Annotated in this window: 11 protein-coding genes; 2 read left to right on the top strand and 9 right to left on the bottom strand. The window is 65.7% G+C overall.

What is annotated here, in order from left to right; all coding sequences use genetic code 11:
* Nucleotides 1-3: 3 nt before the first annotated feature.
* The 6 genes from VN706_00170 to VN706_00145 all read right to left on the bottom strand — a co-directional run bounded on the left by VN706_00170 (nt 4) and on the right by VN706_00145 (nt 6,562).
* Nucleotides 4-1,245 (bottom strand): ABC transporter permease, encoded by a 1,242-nt coding sequence (locus tag VN706_00170; GenBank protein ID HXT14010.1) that lies wholly within the window; start codon nt 1,243-1,245, stop codon nt 4-6.
* Between the two features lie 100 nt (nt 1,246-1,345).
* Nucleotides 1,346-2,140 carry an ABC transporter ATP-binding protein gene (locus tag VN706_00165; GenBank protein HXT14009.1) on the bottom strand — a complete coding sequence of 265 codons (795 nt, stop codon included), beginning with the start codon at nt 2,138-2,140 and terminating at the stop codon, nt 1,346-1,348.
* On the bottom strand, nt 2,137-3,429 hold the full coding sequence (locus tag VN706_00160; GenBank protein HXT14008.1) for an efflux RND transporter periplasmic adaptor subunit: 1,293 nt from the start codon (nt 3,427-3,429) through the stop codon (nt 2,137-2,139). Before VN706_00160 ends, VN706_00165 begins: the two co-directional genes overlap by 4 nt.
* Before the next feature lie 14 nt (nt 3,430-3,443).
* On the bottom strand, nt 3,444-4,907 hold the full coding sequence (locus tag VN706_00155; GenBank protein HXT14007.1) for a TolC family protein: 1,464 nt from the start codon (nt 4,905-4,907) through the stop codon (nt 3,444-3,446).
* A gap of 174 nt (nt 4,908-5,081) precedes the next feature.
* The gene (locus VN706_00150) at nt 5,082-5,768 is read right to left on the bottom strand and encodes a DUF6134 family protein (protein HXT14006.1); all 687 of its coding nucleotides are present in this window, start codon (nt 5,766-5,768) and stop codon (nt 5,082-5,084) included.
* A gap of 50 nt (nt 5,769-5,818) precedes the next feature.
* Nucleotides 5,819-6,562 carry a creatininase family protein gene (locus VN706_00145; GenBank protein ID HXT14005.1) on the bottom strand — a complete coding sequence of 248 codons (744 nt, stop codon included), beginning with the start codon at nt 6,560-6,562 and terminating at the stop codon, nt 5,819-5,821.
* Nucleotides 6,563-6,761: 199 nt separating this feature from the next.
* Between VN706_00145 and VN706_00140 the strand changes: the two genes are divergently transcribed.
* Nucleotides 6,762-10,541 (top strand): ATP-binding protein, encoded by a 3,780-nt coding sequence (locus tag VN706_00140; GenBank protein HXT14004.1) that lies wholly within the window; start codon nt 6,762-6,764, stop codon nt 10,539-10,541.
* Nucleotides 10,542-10,549: 8 nt separating this feature from the next.
* Here VN706_00140 and VN706_00135 read toward each other — a convergent pair whose 3' ends face one another.
* Genes VN706_00135 through VN706_00125 form a run of 3 tightly spaced genes read right to left on the bottom strand, consistent with a single transcriptional unit; the run spans nt 10,550 to nt 14,098 of the window.
* Nucleotides 10,550-11,947, bottom strand: a complete 1,398-nt coding sequence (locus VN706_00135; protein ID HXT14003.1) for an NAD-dependent succinate-semialdehyde dehydrogenase — start codon at nt 11,945-11,947, stop codon at nt 10,550-10,552.
* 20 nt (nt 11,948-11,967) lie between these two features.
* On the bottom strand, nt 11,968-13,743 hold the full coding sequence (locus tag VN706_00130; GenBank protein ID HXT14002.1) for a serine/threonine-protein kinase: 1,776 nt from the start codon (nt 13,741-13,743) through the stop codon (nt 11,968-11,970).
* Between the two features lie 43 nt (nt 13,744-13,786).
* Nucleotides 13,787-14,098, bottom strand: a complete 312-nt coding sequence (locus VN706_00125) for a hypothetical protein (protein ID HXT14001.1) — start codon at nt 14,096-14,098, stop codon at nt 13,787-13,789.
* Nucleotides 14,099-14,263: 165 nt separating this feature from the next.
* On the opposite strand from VN706_00125, the gene VN706_00120 reads away from it, so the two are divergent.
* Nucleotides 14,264-14,551, top strand: a complete 288-nt coding sequence (locus VN706_00120; protein ID HXT14000.1) for a hypothetical protein — start codon at nt 14,264-14,266, stop codon at nt 14,549-14,551.
* Nucleotides 14,552-14,557: the final 6 nt, after the last annotated feature.

The following is a 14,557-nucleotide window of genomic DNA, read 5'->3' as shown; positions in this document are numbered from 1 at the left end:
GTCCTACTCCTGCCGCATGGCGAGAATGGGATCGAGCCGCGCCGCGATGCTCGCGGGATACGCACCCGATACGATGCCGACGCCCGCGCCGATGGCGACGCCGAGTACGATCGACCACGGTGCGACCGCGGCCGGCAGTGGCGACACGGCGGAGATCAGCTTCGCCAGGCCGATGCCCGCGCCGATGCCGATCAACGCGCCGAAGCAGCTCAGCGTCGCCGACTCGATCAGGAATTGCGCGAGGATGTCGCGCCGCCGCGCGCCGAGTGACTTCCGAATGCCGATCTCGCGCGTCCGCTGCGCCACTGCGACCAGCATGATGTTCATGATCACGATCGCGCTCACGATCAATCCCACCGCGGGCAATACCATGCCGGCGAGCACGAGGTATTTACGAATCGTGAACCACTGCGAGAGCGCGGTCTCGGAGCTCTCGAATACGAAATCGTCCGCTTCGCTGGGATGCAGGTGGTGGCGGCGGCGCATCACTTCGCGCACCGACTCCTCGAGCGGCTTGTATGCATCCGGCGTCGGCGACTGGATCACGACGCCGTAGAGACTGTTCCTCGCATGCGTCAGCCGCGACATCTCGGAGTGGAACGGCGCGATCACCTGACGGTCGAGCGAGAGGCCGAACACCGTCCCCTGCTTCTCCAGCACACCGATCACGGTGAACGGGAAGTGGTTGATGCGAATCTCCCGCCCGATCGGATCCAGATTGGGGAAATACCGCGACGCCACTTCGTCGCCGATCACGATCACCGGCGATTGCGCGACGTCGTCCTGCTCGGTGAACGCTCGGCCCTTGGTGATTCCCAGATCCTTGATCTTGAAGAATTCCGCGGTGGCCGCTTCGGCAAGGACTTGCGGACCGCCAACGAAGAACGCCGAACTGGCCTGCGCCCACACGAGATCGTGCATTGCCCAGCGCGCGTCAGGCGGCAGCGCGTCGCGCACCGCATAGCCGTCTTCGATCGTGATCTTTGGACGGCGCTGCCAGGCACGCCATTCATCCGCGGTGACATCGGTGTTGATGTCGGGATAGCGCCGCAGATTGAACGTGTTCACGCCAAGAAATTTTCCGGCGAAGTCGTCCTCGACGTACTTGCTCATCCCCTGCACGATCGACACGACGCCGATTAGAAACATCACGCTGATCACCACGCCGACGACCGTGAAGAAGCTCTTGAGCTTCTGCACGCGGATGGTTTGCCAGGCGATGGCGAGGGCTTGGAAGAGGGACATCGGGTGGGGCGTCGTGGCGTCGGGACGTATGGCCTTAAAAGCGGATGGGCGTGTGGCGATTCATCCGCTCACACGCCCATACGCCCAAAGCCCCGAGAAGTTACAGCGCGAGTCGGCTCGTGAACGCTTCGCGCCGCTCGTCGGTCGAGATGAGACCGTCGCGCAACACGACGATTCGCCGCGCATGCGCGGCGATGTCGGGTTCGTGCGTCACCATGACGACCGTCTGACCGGAGCTCGCGAGGGTCTCGAACACGCGCATGATTTCCTCGGATGTCTGCGAGTCGAGGTTACCGGTCGGTTCGTCGGCAAGCAGCATCGAGGGATTGTTGACCAGCGCGCGGGCGATCGCGACACGCTGGCGCTGGCCGCCCGACAACTCATTCGGCCGGTGATCCATGCGATTGTCGAGTTGTACCTTGGCCAATGCTTCCTTGGCGCGGCGCTTCCGCTCGTCGGAACTGACGCCGGCATACACCAGTGGAAGCTCCACGTTATGCAGGGCGGTGGCGCGGGGCAGGAGGTTGAACGTCTGGAAGACGAATCCGATCTCCTTGTTTCGCACGCGCGCCAGCGCGTCGTCGGACATCTTCGATACTTCCTGGCCGTTCAGCCAGTACTCGCCCGCGTTTGGCGTATCGAGACAGCCGACGATGTTCATCAGCGTCGACTTGCCCGAGCCGGACGGGCCCATGATCGCGACGTATTCGTTTCGGGCGATCGCGAGATCGACGCCGCGCAACGCGCGCACGATTTCGCCGCCCATGTCGTACTCACGCTTGATGCCGCGCGTCACGATGACCCACTTGGGATCAGGCGCGGCGCCCGGCTGACTCACTACCACCTGCCGCTCGGCGGTCATGCCGAGCGGAGCTTCTACAGTGTCATGACTCACGACTTGCTCCCCGTGGTACCGCTGGTGGGCTTCTTCGCGTCGACCTTCTGTTCGCGCACGAGCGCGCCGTCCTTCAGTTCGCGAATCGCCTGGTAGGTGCCGGCGACGATCTTCTCGCCGTCCTTGAGGCCGCTCAGGATCTCAAAGTGCTTCTCGCCGGCGATCCCTACTTTTACGGGCCGGAAGGTCACTTTGTTGTCAGCCCCCACCACGAAGACCCCCTCCACGTCCTTCTTGCCGATGTCCTTGGCGGGCTTGGCCTTGCCAAGACCCACCGCGGTATCACCCTTGTTGAGCGTCTCGTTCTCGCGCACCGTCAGGGCGATGATCGGCACCGACAGCACGTTCTTGCGCTGGTCCGTGATCACCTTGGCCGTGGCCGAGAAGTCGGGCCGCGTGTCGGGCGGCGCGTTGAGGAGCTGAATCGTCACTTCGTAGTCGACCGCCTGATCGGTCGACGTCGAGGCGGCGTTCTTCACCGAGCTGTTCGAGATCTTGGTGACCTTGCCGATGAACGTGGTGTCGGGAAAGGCGTCGACCTGCACCTGCGCCGAATCGCCGATCTTGATGCGCGCCACGTCCGTCTCATCGACCTTGACGCGCGTCTCGAGCATGGACATGTCGCTGATCGTCAGCAGCGTCGCCGCGTCCTTGTTGAAGGTGCCCGGAACCGCGGTCTCGCCCTGCTCCACGACGAGACGGGTCACGCGACCCGACATCGGCGCATAAATCGTCGTCTTGGACAGCGCGCTCTTCGCGTCGTTGAGCGACGCAACGGCCTGATCGACCGCGTGCTTGGCCGCGTCGACCACCGCCACGTTCACGTCGACCGCCGTCCGGAGCTGCTCGAGCGACTCATCCGAGATGAGCTGTGCGTTCTTTTTCTTGATCTCGGCCGACCGGTCGTACGTCTTCTTCGACTGATCGAGATTCGCGTTCGCCTGCGCCAGCTGCGCACGGCTCGACGCCACGGCCGCTTCGGCGTGCTGCACGTTCGCCTGCGGCTGTTCCTGATCGATCTGCAGCAGGAATTGGCCGGCCGTGACCATCTGGCCTTCCTTTACCGCCAGCTTGGTGATCTTGCCGCTGACATCGGAGGCGACGTCGACTTTGGTGTGTGGACTGATCTGCCCGCTCGCCGTGACCGACGCGACGAGATCACGCTTCTGTACCGGCTCGATGCGGACTTCCGTGGCTTTGTTGCCGCGCTTGGCCGCGCTCGCGCCGATCAGAACGGCGACGCCCGCAACCGCGACGACGCCGATCGCCCACTTTGCTTTCTTGCCCATGTCTTAGCTCAGCCTCAGCGGAGGGGCCTGCCAACCGCCTGCTCGAGGTTGGCGAATGCCGTGTGATAATCGTAGATCGCGTTGACGCGGCCGATCTGTGCCTGCTCGTACTGGCCGCGCGAGGTGGTGACGTCGAGGAACGTCGTGGCACCCACCTTGTACCGCTCCTGCACCGCAGCCAGCTCCTGCGCTGCCTTCATCGCGGTTTGCTCCTGCAACTGTACGGTTTTCGCCGCGGCGATCAACGTCAGGTATGCGTTCGTTACGTCAGTGGTAAGCTGAAGGTTTCGCGCTCTCAGGCTGTACGTCGCGTTATCGCGCTGTACGCGCGCCTGCTCGACCTGCGCTTCCCGCTGGTAGTTGTTGAAGATGGGGAAGGACAGTGTCGCGCCGATACCGATCGGGTTCCGATCGAACTTGAAGGGAAACTGGTTGTTCCCCGAACGTATCTGGTCAATTTGCGCCTGCGTCAGAGTCGGCGATCCGCAATTGAAGGATGACAGGCCGACCCGGCTCCGCAGCGAGTCCGCCGAAAGACAACTCGCGAACCCCGACGCTGCCTGCGCCGCGCGCTGATTGATCAGAAAATTGTCGTCCGCGAACGAGAGCGAGTTGCCGCCCCAGCCGGTGCTCACGAAGAGCGACGGCAGATAGCTCATCTGCGCCGAGCGCACGTTCATCTGCGCCGCGTACTGCCGCGACTTGTCCGCCTCGAGATCCGGATTGACCTTGTGCGCGAGCGCGAGCAGCGAGTCGAGCGAGAAGCTCGGCAGCGCCGTCGAGAACGTCGTGGTGAGCTTCGCGTCGGGGTTCGCCGGCACGCCCATGAGCTGGAACAGTCGCACCTTGTCGATCTGCGCGTTGTTGTGCGCAATGACCTGGTTGACCTGCGCCTGGCCGACGCCGACTTCCGCGTTGCGCACGTCGACGATCGTGGCCGCGCCGACCGCCATCTTGGCGTTCGCGAGATCGAGCTGGCCCGTCGCGGTCGAGAGCAGTGAATCGGTCAGATCCGCCTGCGCCTGCGACTTGAGCGCCTGAATGTATTGAGTCGTCACCTGCGAGCGCAGCAAGGCCGCCGCGCTCGTGATGTCGGCTTCCGCCGCGTCACGGCCCGCCCGCGCGGCACGCGGAGCAAACGCGACCGCGCCATTGATGTTGTAGCTCAGCCCGAGCTGGTATGACGACTGATACGTGTCGCCGCTGCCGCCGATGGCGACGCCCTGCACGAACTGCGTGCCGCCCTGCTGGTACCGCGTTGAGAAGCTGGTATTCGCGCTCGGTAACAGCGCGGAGTACGCCTGCCGAACCTGCGATACCGAATTCCGGAGATTGTTCTCCGTGGTCAGGTAGTTTGGGTTGTTGCGGTGCGCTGTGGCGATCGCATCTTCGAGAGTCAGTTCGCTGCGAGCCGGAGCCTGGGCAAATGCAAGTTGCGCCGGAATCGCCAGGAGAGCGACGAGTCTCATCGAACGCATGGTGGGAAATCCTTTGTGTTGTGGGTCTGCGGGGCGTACGGGAGGGGGACGACCAGGGTTTCAGGGCGGTTACAGCGCGCTTACGGCGAACGTCCGCTTTTGGGATTTGGATGCCCAAAACCGGACGATCGTTTGCTATCGTTTGCTAGCGAGAGAGCAGGGTTTTTTACCGCTTCACCGCGGTAATTCTTCTCGAACGGCCTTTAACCCTTGCGACGGTGCCTCTACACGCAGCAAACGACCCGCTGAGTCGACCCAGAAATCACGTCGGCCTGAGCTCGCAATTAGCGAATAGTGGGCCGCCGTCACGGAGTGTCCGCCGACGTCGATGGGCTCCAGACCGAGCGCGCTCATCGTCGCGCGACCACCCGTTGCCGCGCGCGGATTGATCACCTGCACGGAACCCGTCCGTTTCGCGAGCGCCGCGAAAAAAAGCTGATGCACCAGATCGTCTTCCAGCACGAGCGAGTTGCCCTGGGACACCGGATACTCGCGCATGGACTCGTCGCCCCGCTGATCGAGCGTGTGCGACTGCAATCGACCGCCGCGTGTCTCCGCCGTGATCTTCGTGCGATCCGCCCCCTTCTCTCGAACCGTGACGGTGTACATCAGCGGCGTCCCGAGTGAATCGGTCCGCAGCGATGACGTGATGCGCTCCTGGCCGGATGTCAGCGAGCCCGTTGCGAGCAGGGCTCCACCCTCGAGCCGCCAGATCTTGAAGCTCTCGGTTTCCTGTGGCGCGCCCGGACGCGTGACCACGAAGGTCCCTTCGTCCACGGGTCTGCCCTGTGCGCTCGCCGGCACCGCGGTCGATGCGAGCACAGCGACGAACGAGGCAGCGCACGTGACGACCAATCGCAAGCTTGGCATAGTTCGATGGTACCCGAGGTTCACGATTGCGGTCCGTGCGTTCACGATTCGACCGGCGGGGCGACGAAGATACGCTCGCGAATTCGCGAATAGATGCGCTCGTAAATGGCGCGGCCTTTCTCCGCCGAGGCGAGCGTCGGCCGTCCGATCGACCCGGGACTCGCTGCCGGAATTCGCAGCCAGCCTCGGCGGTATCGTCGCAACTCGTCCCGCGACATCATATAATCCTTCGCAAGGCTCATGTCGACGAGCTCGGGTGCAAGGTACAGAAGGAGAGAAGTGTCCACTTCGTCGCCGTGCATGGGCTCGCTCTGACCCTCGAGGAGATCATTGAAGTCCACGCCGAAGATGTCAACGGCGCGCACGCGCGCCACCGACGTGATCAACGTCGACAACGCTTCCAGGTGGGGGTCATGCTCGTGGGCCGTGAGCAGAATGAACTCGCGCACACCGGTCGACTCCCAGGTGTCGAGCAAGTCGTTGAGCATTCGGTGCAGCGTCTTCTTGCGCAGTGAGGCATTGCCCGCGAAACCGCGCTCCGTCACGACGTTCACCCCGTATTCGACTGTCGGGGCGAGCAGCACTCCGAACTCGGATGACAGATCCGACGACAGTCGCTCGACGATCAGCGTGTCGGAGCCCAGCGGCAGATGCGGTCCGTGCTGCTCGCACGTGCCGACGGGGATGATGAGCCGCGGGTCGCGCTCGATCAGCGCGGCGACGTCGGCGGGACGCGTTTGTTTCAATCGGCGCGGTGTCGGCGCGCCGGTCGGAGGCTGACTCATTCGATCCCGGTGGACGTGGTGGGCAATCTCGGCCGGCGCGGCGCTGCTCGCGGCGAGCCAGTGGCTGCACGGGCCGAGCGTAGACTATCTCGTCGCGCTGATCGTCGCCACGGTCGCGGCCGCGGTCCTCGCGACGGCCGTTCGCGACGCCCCTCGCTGGTGGGCGCTCGCCTCGTCGGCGGCGCTCGCGGTCGCCGCGGTGCTTGCCTCGTCGGCGCAACGTGATTTGTGGAACGTTGACCATCATTGGGATGCGTGGCAGCACGAAGCGGCGGTTCGCGGACTCGAGACGCTGCGCCAGGAGATCGACGCCGCCGCCCAGGGTTCGCGCGCGGCCGTCTCGCGTGCGCTCGAGCTCTCGGGAGACCGCACCGCGGCGTTCGATGCGCTCGATGCCGCCGTCAAGTCGGGCACTGAGCGCGGCGTCGTACTGTATCGCGGCGACAGCGCGTTCGCGTGGGGCGGCATCATTCGTCCACCCGTTGACGCGAATACCGCCGGACCCGCGGTCATCGCGACCCCGTTCTATCTCGCGCTGCAATTCGTCTCGCGGCAGTCCAACGCCGCGGCCGTCGCGGTCGCGCTGCTTGGCGCCGTTCCGCCGGCTGACCGCTTATCGACGCCGCTCGCGAATCACGTCGCATCGCAAACAGGGTTGAGTGGATTCATATTCGGGCCGCCCGTCGACACATCGCATTCGCCGGACGTGCTTCGCTACGCAATCGACGGCCGCCGCATGTTCGACGTGACCGCGGCCCCGCTCATCCAGGGCGAGGTCCAGGCACGCATCCAGGAGCGTGTTCGCGCGCGCGCGGGCATTGCGTTCGTGTTTGCGCTCGCGTGCTTCATCATCGGCGTGTGGCGCGGCACGCGCATGACGTCCCGACGCGTCGCGGCACTCGCGATCGGACTCGCATGTACCGCGCTCGTTCCGCTCAGCCAATATTCGAACCTCACGCGGCTGTTCGATCCGGCGGTGTACTTCACGCCGCGCGGCGGTCCCCTCACGGGCAACGCCGGCGCGCTTGCCGCGACGAGCGCCCTCGTGCTGCTCGGCGTGCTCGCCATCTTCCGCCGCCGCGCTCAGCCGTTACGTGGATGGAGCGCCGCGCTCACCATTCTCGTTGTCGCCGTGCTCGGCCCATTCCTCCTGCGCGAGCTGGCCCGCGGCGTCAAGATTCCACCGCACGGCCTCGACGCGGCGCTGTGGCTGATCTGGGAGATTCCAACATTTCTTGCGGCAGTCTCGGTGCTTCTCGCCGGAGCCGCGGCCGGCGCGTCAGTGCTCGGTCCACGTCGCGGGTTGCCGCCATGGGTCGCACCGCTCGCCGCGACGATCGCCGCCGTGCTCGCGCCGCAAGTGTGGGCGGCTCCCGGTCGTTGGCCGTGGTGGTACACGATCGTCTGGATCGTAGCGATCGCGCTGCTCGCGCTGAGCCGGCGCACGCGGTACGTGATCCTGAGCGCATCAACCGTCGCGGCGCTCGGCGCGACGACGTTGATCTGGGGCCGCACCGCGCGCGGACGCGTCGAAGCAGCGCAGCGCGATCTCCAATCACTGAGCCAGACTGATTCGGTCGCGCTCACGCTGTTGCGCCGACTCGGCAGCTCGCTCGCGCTGGACTCCGCGCCAAATACACGCCAGGCGCTTCTTCAGCATTATGTAACATCGGATATCGCCGCCGCCGGCAACCCGATCGCGCTGTTCGCCTTCCCGGCCGACTCGGCGCCCGTCGCCGAATTTCACACTGCTGATATTCCAATTCCGCGAAGTGCCATCGCGCGGATGGTGACGCGCGCGCGGCAGACCGGGGCGTTGATGCTCCAGGCCGTGCCAACCGACACGGCGGTGGAGTTGGTGATGGCGGCACCGTCCGCGGCCGGTGGCGTGACCGCGGCCGTGCTCGCACCGCGCAGCCGCTTGTTCGACACCGACCCGTTCGCGCCTCTGCTCGGCCTCGACGTCGATGCGGACGTCGAACCGCCGTACACGCTTCGGCTGCGCGAAGGGACCGTCCCGCTCGCGCCCGCCGTCGACTCGGTTCCTCGATGGCGGCGCGACGGCAGTCAGATTCACGGTGACTGGGCGGTCTCCACGGGAACACGCACTGTTCCCGCGCACGTCGAAGTCGAGCTCTGGCCGCTCAAGGCGCTCGTGCAGCGCGGCACACTCGTGGTGCTCCTCGATCTCGCGATCGTCGGTTTGTTGTGGCTCGCGAGCGTCGTCGCCGACGGCGGCGGCGGACGATGGTTGCGCGCGCGGCGGCGAACATGGGGTCGCAGCTATCGCGCGCGGCTCTCCTGGGCGCTGTTCGCGTTCTTCGTGATTCCCGCGGCGGCATTCGCTGTGTGGTCGTACGGGAATCTTTCGCAGGGTACCACGCAGTCGCGCCGTGTGCTCGTGAACGAGACGCTTCGCGCGCTGGTGCCGCCGCCGGACGCATCGCTGATCGCCGAGAGCAATCGCCTCGACACGCCGCTGCTCATGTACCGCAATGGCGAGCTGCGCGCCGCGAGCGATCCGCTATACGATTTGATTGCACCCATCGGTCGGTTTCTTCCCGCGCCGGTCGAGATCACGGTCGCCGTGCGCAACGAAGATACCGATACCGATCTCGAGCCCGTCGACGGCAGCGAATCGTTGTTCGGATATCGTTCGTTCTCCGAGGCGGGTTCGCCGCCGACGGTGATCGCGGCGCCCGCGCGTGCCGACGAGATGTCGTTGGGTCGGCAGCGGCGCGATCTCGGTGTGTTGGTGCTGTTCGCCACGGTGCTTGGCGGCATCGCCGCGTTCTGGCTGAGCGGCATCGCGGCGCGGCAGCTCGCTCGTCCGATCGGCACGTTGAGCGACGCCGCGCTCTCGATCGCCGGCGGAGCCGCGCCGCGGCTCGAGGCCGAGCCGACGGTCGAGTTCTATCCCGTCTTCACCGCCTTTCGACGAATGGCGGCCGACCTCAACGCCAGTCGCGGCGCACTCGAGGAAGCGCAACGCCGCACGGCCGCCGTGCTTCGCAACGTCGCGAGCGGAGTCGTCGCCGTCGATCTCGACGGACGCGTCTCGCTCGCCAACCCGCGGGCCGAATCGCTGCTCGGCGGATTGCTCGCGGCCGGGACGCCGCTTCGCGCGCGTGCGCCGTCGCAGATCGCCGATATCGTGGACGCGTTTCTCGCGTCCCCACGCGACGAACAGGACTTCGAGGCGGCGCTCGATCAGCAACAGCTGCGTGGGACGCTCACGCGCCTCGAGCGCGGCGGTGCCGTCGTCACCCTCGACGATGTCACCGAGCTCGCGCGTGCGCAGCGCGTCATCGCGTGGGGCGAGATGGCGCGACAAGTCGCGCACGAAATCAAGAATCCGCTCACGCCCATTCGCCTGGGCGTGCAGCATCTGCGTCGCGCGCGCAACGACGCGCGCGTGGACTTCGACCGCGTTCTCGAGCACAACGTGAATCAGATCCTCACGGAGATCGATCGCCTCGATGAGATCGCGCGAGCGTTCAGCCGCTACGGCGCCGCCCCCGAGGAACGCGGCACCCCGACCTCGGTGGACGTCGCGGCCATCGTGCGCGAGGTCGTCTCGCTCGAGCGCATGGGCGGGAACGAGAGCGTCGAGTGGACGGAACGCGGCGTCGATGCGCCGGTCACCGCGCTCGCCCGCGTCGACGAGCTGAAGGAGGTGTTGTTGAACGTCCTCGAGAATGCGCGGCACGCGCAGGCGAGGCACGTCGACGTCTCGGTCGCGCCGAGCAGCAACGGTGCGGCGCCGGGCGTTGCCATTGTCGTGCACGACGATGGGCTGGGCATTCCCCCCGATGTCTTGCCCCGCGTGTTCGAGCCGCACTTCTCGACGCGCACGAGCGGCAGCGGTTTGGGCCTGGCGATCAGCCGTCAACTCGTCGAACGGTGGGGCGGTTCGATCGACATCGAGAGCGGCGCGGGGCAGGGCACGACCGTGACGATTCGCCTGACGCCCCCCTGACGCCGGCTCTATTCGGTTGCGCTCTTGTCCGCGCCTTCCGACTGCAGGATTCTTACAGTTTTGATATTAACGAACTCTCTCAATCCGAACGCGCTCAGCTCCCGGCCGTAGCCCGACTTCTTCACGCCGCCGAACGGAAAGCGCGGGTCCGACGCCACCATCCCGTTGATGAAAACGCAGCCGGCCTCGAGCCCGCGCGCGAACGCGCCGATCTCCCGCTCGTCTCGCGTCCACGCCGCCGCCCCCAGGCCGAAGCGAGAATCGTTCGCCAGCTCGATGGCATGGCCGACACTGCGCGCCGGCACGATCGCCGCGAGCGGACCAAACGTCTCTTCGCGCCATACCGGTGACTCCTGCGAGACGTCGACCATCACGGTTGGCTCGTAGTACCATCCGCGCCGGTCGCGCGGCCGCCCGCCGAGCAGCACGTTCGCACCTGCGGCGCGCGCACGCTCCACCTGATCGTGCAGGTCGTCGCGAATCTGTTTGGTTGCCAGCGGGCCGATGTTCGTCGCGTTATCCATTGGATCACCCACCACCAGCGACCGCATGCGCATCACGAAGCGGGCCGTGAACTCGTCGAAGATGGACTGATGCACGATGAATCGCTTCGCCGCGATGCACGATTGCCCGTTGTTGATCGTGCGCGCGTTCACCGCGGTCTTCGCCGCGCTCTCCAGATCCGCGCTCGGCATCACCACGAAGGGATCGCTCCCGCCCAGCTCCAGCACCGTTTTCTTGATCGCTTTGCCCGCCGCGCTCGCGACACTGCTGCCTGCGCCCTCGCTGCCGGTCAGCGTCGCCGCCGCGACACGATCGTCCGCCAGAATGCGGCCCACGGGCTCGGACCCGATGAGCAAAGTCTGAAAGGCTCCTCCGGGTGCCCCCGCCTCGGCGAATAGCTGCTCGAGCGCCAGCGCGCACTGCGGCACGTTCGACGCGTGCTTCAACAGTCCGACATTTCCTGCTGCGAGCGCGGGAGCGGCGAAGCGGATCACCTGCCAGAATGGAAAGTTCCATGGCATGACCGCCAGGACGACGCCCAGCGGTTGAAAGGCGACGTAGCTTCGCTCCTTTGCCGCCTCCACCGGTTCGTCGGCAAGGAACTGCTCCGCATGATCGGCATAGTAGGCGCACGCCGTGGCGCACTTCGCCGCTTCTTCGATCGCGGCCTTGTACGGCTTGCCCATCTCGAGCGTCATGAGGCGCCCGTACTCGCGCTTGCGCTCCTCGAGCAGCTCGCCCGCGCGGCGCACGATCATCGCGCGCTCGCCCACCGGAGTCGTGCGCCAGGTCAGCGACGCCCGATGAGCATTGTCTAATTTCTCGTCGATCGCGGCGTCGGAGAGCGCGTCGAACGACTGAATCGTCTCTTCCGTGGCGGGATTGATCGATGCGATGGCCATTGCACGAGAGTGTAGTTTGCTCAGGCGGTAAAGAGCGAATCACCCGTCCACGCCGCGCCGGCATCGTCGCCGCCAAACCAGCGTCGCCACCACGGCACCTGTCGTTCGCGCTCCAGCACCGCGGACACCGCGGTGCGCCACGCGGACTGCATCACCGCCGCATCGACGAACCGATCGTCGGGCGACGCCGACAACCCGCGCCGCAGCCATTCCGCAATCTCCGGCGCATACGACGCGAGGTCCACATCGCCGCGCATCTCCCGCGCCAAAATCGCCGCGCTGTCACGCTCACCGAACGGGGGACTGCCGGTCATCGCGAACGCAACGATCGCCGCGATCGAAAAACAATCCGCCGCGGCATCCTGCGTCTCGCCAAGCAATTGCTCGGGCGACGCGAACGCCGGCGTGCCCGATGCACCGGCGACTTCTTCACCCGTCACGTTCGCGATGCCGAAGTCGGCCAGCCGCCACCGCCGGTAGCGGTCGATGAGCACGTTCTCCGGCTTGAGATCGCGATGAATGATGCCGATCGAATGCGCCGCGGCGAGGCCATTGAGAATGAAATCGACTTGCGGTGCGATCTCGCTCAACGCGCGCGGCCCCGACCGCGCGACCAGCTCCGCGACCGAACCACCCTCGGCCAATTCCATCGTGTACCACGCCACGTCGCCGCGACTGTCCCAGTCGAAGATCGGCACGATCGCCGGATGCGCCAGCTGCGCGGCAAGCTTCGCTTCGCGCCGAAAGCGTCCCACGATCCGTTCATCGCGCGCGACGTGCGGGTGCAGCAGCTTGAGCGCTACCTCGCGGCCGAGCGTCAAGTCTCGCACGCGCCACACCGATCCGAAGGATCCCGCGCCGAGCGACGCGAGTACTTCATAATCATCGGCCAGCGCCCACCGCAACCGCGCCTCGGCAGATTCGTTCGTGAGATTCGTGCCGGGCTCGTCGCCCGCGAGCATCACCATCGTGCGGCTACCGATCACGCGGTCGAGCGCGCGCAGCATCGCCGCCATGGTCGGATAGCGGAGACCGGGATCGGGTTGCAGCGCGCGATCGATCAAGACCGCCAACGCCTGCGGACAATCCGGTCGCAGCAATTGAATCGGCGGCACTTCGTCCGGCGTCGGCGATTCACCCGTGAGCGCGCTGAAGCACACGGCCGCCAGCTGCCACTGATCCGTATACGGCGTCGGATCCCACACGCCGCCGGCCCATTCGCTCGGAATCGGCATGAAGCGGAAGTCCGGGGAGAGATTTTCCGGAATCTCCCCGCGAGGCATCGCCCACTGCCAACCGATGATCCACAATCGACCCATCGGCGTCGTCCAGACGGTTTCCGGCGACATGCATCCGTGCACAGCGCCGAGATCGTGCAGGTAACTGAGCGCCGATCCGATCTCGCGCATCAGCCGAATGACGCCGGGTGTGTCGTCCGTTCCCATGCGGCGCAGACGCGCGGCGATCGTTTCCCCCGCGATCCACCGCCGCAGATATCCTGGTCCGCGCCGGCTTTCACCGTACGCCGCCCAGTAGTGATACGTCGTCGGCATCGCCGGATGATTGCGATGCGCCAGATGCCGCGCCTCGGCCTCGAGCCAGCCGCGATGCATGGCGTTCGGCGCGCTGACCAGCGACAGCGACCGATCGAGCGCGTCGATGATCTCCTGATAGTGCCGGTCCTGGGTGTTCAAACCTTCGGCGCCCCACCGCCACCCTGGAGGCAGCTGCCAGTCGCGCAAATGCGCGGGAAGCTCCTGGGTGACGCTGTACATCTGTGGTTCACTTTCGCTCATCGACATCGGGCTGAGCAGGAAATCTGGATGTCGCCGGGCATCATCACATTTTCGATTCGGAAAGAATCTTCTCGGCGGCGGCCGCGAATTCCGGTACGAACGCCACGTCCGGCAGCACGGCAACCTCGACGAACCGCACCTGAAGTCCGCTCCCATCCTTTGGCGGCGACGACGCGAGCGACGGCACACCAAGCGTCACCGATACCACCCGCCACATCGTGCTCGGACGTACCTTCTCGCCGTTCTCGTCCACGGTATCCAGCTGCAACACCTCGCCGCTGGCCGGAACGCACGGACTCTGACATTCGGCGAGCACCTGGTCGCGATCGTGCCGAACGACGCGGAGGGTGACCATGGAACGCTCGTGGCTCAAAGGAAATCGCACGCCGGAGAAGGTAGGCCAAAGCTATGCGGGACGGGCAGTTGATTCCAGCCGCACGGCACAACGGTACGAAACTCGGCCGTCACGCGCCCGTATAGATTCATCACAAGCGCGCGCATGCTCTCTCGGAGGATCCCCGTGTTCACAGGCACCCTGCTGCTCATCAAGTTCGGCATTACCGCCGCCGTCACGCTCGTCGGCTACTGGCAAGCTCGCCAGTTCGTGCAAAAACGCCTGCGCTACGTCGATGCCGTGCATCGCGCCGGCGTGCCGATTCTCGCCGGCCTTGGCGCCGCGTTGATTGCGACGCCTGTTGCCGCACTCCTTCCGCTTGTGACCGTGACGACGGCAATCCTGTTCGGCGCCGGCGTGGCCGTTGGCGTCAACGCGGGCGCGCGGGAAATCCGGAAGCGGATCGGCGCCTGAGCAGAT

The sequence above is a fragment of the Gemmatimonadaceae bacterium genome (assembly GCA_035606695.1).
Taxonomy (GTDB): Bacteria; Gemmatimonadota; Gemmatimonadetes; order Gemmatimonadales; family Gemmatimonadaceae; genus JAQBQB01.
Note: the sequence above shows the minus strand (reverse complement) of the source record. Positions and strands in the feature narration are given on the sequence as shown.

Excerpts from the sequence above, each read along its gene's own strand:
- VN706_00170 (HXT14010.1), bottom strand. The coding sequence starts at position 1,245 with ATGTCCCTCTTCCAAGCCCTCGCCATCGCCTGGCAAACCATCCGCGTG.
- VN706_00160 (HXT14008.1), bottom strand. The coding sequence starts at position 3,429 with ATGGGCAAGAAAGCAAAGTGGGCGATCGGCGTCGTCGCGGTTGCGGGC.
- VN706_00155 (HXT14007.1), bottom strand. The coding sequence starts at position 4,907 with ATGCGTTCGATGAGACTCGTCGCTCTCCTGGCGATTCCGGCGCAACTT.
- VN706_00145 (HXT14005.1), bottom strand. The coding sequence starts at position 6,562 with ATGAGTCAGCCTCCGACCGGCGCGCCGACACCGCGCCGATTGAAACAA.
- VN706_00135 (HXT14003.1), bottom strand. The coding sequence starts at position 11,947 with ATGGCCATCGCATCGATCAATCCCGCCACGGAAGAGACGATTCAGTCG.
- VN706_00130 (HXT14002.1), bottom strand. The coding sequence starts at position 13,743 with ATGAGCGAAAGTGAACCACAGATGTACAGCGTCACCCAGGAGCTTCCC.
- VN706_00125 (HXT14001.1), bottom strand. The coding sequence starts at position 14,098 with ATGGTCACCCTCCGCGTCGTTCGGCACGATCGCGACCAGGTGCTCGCC.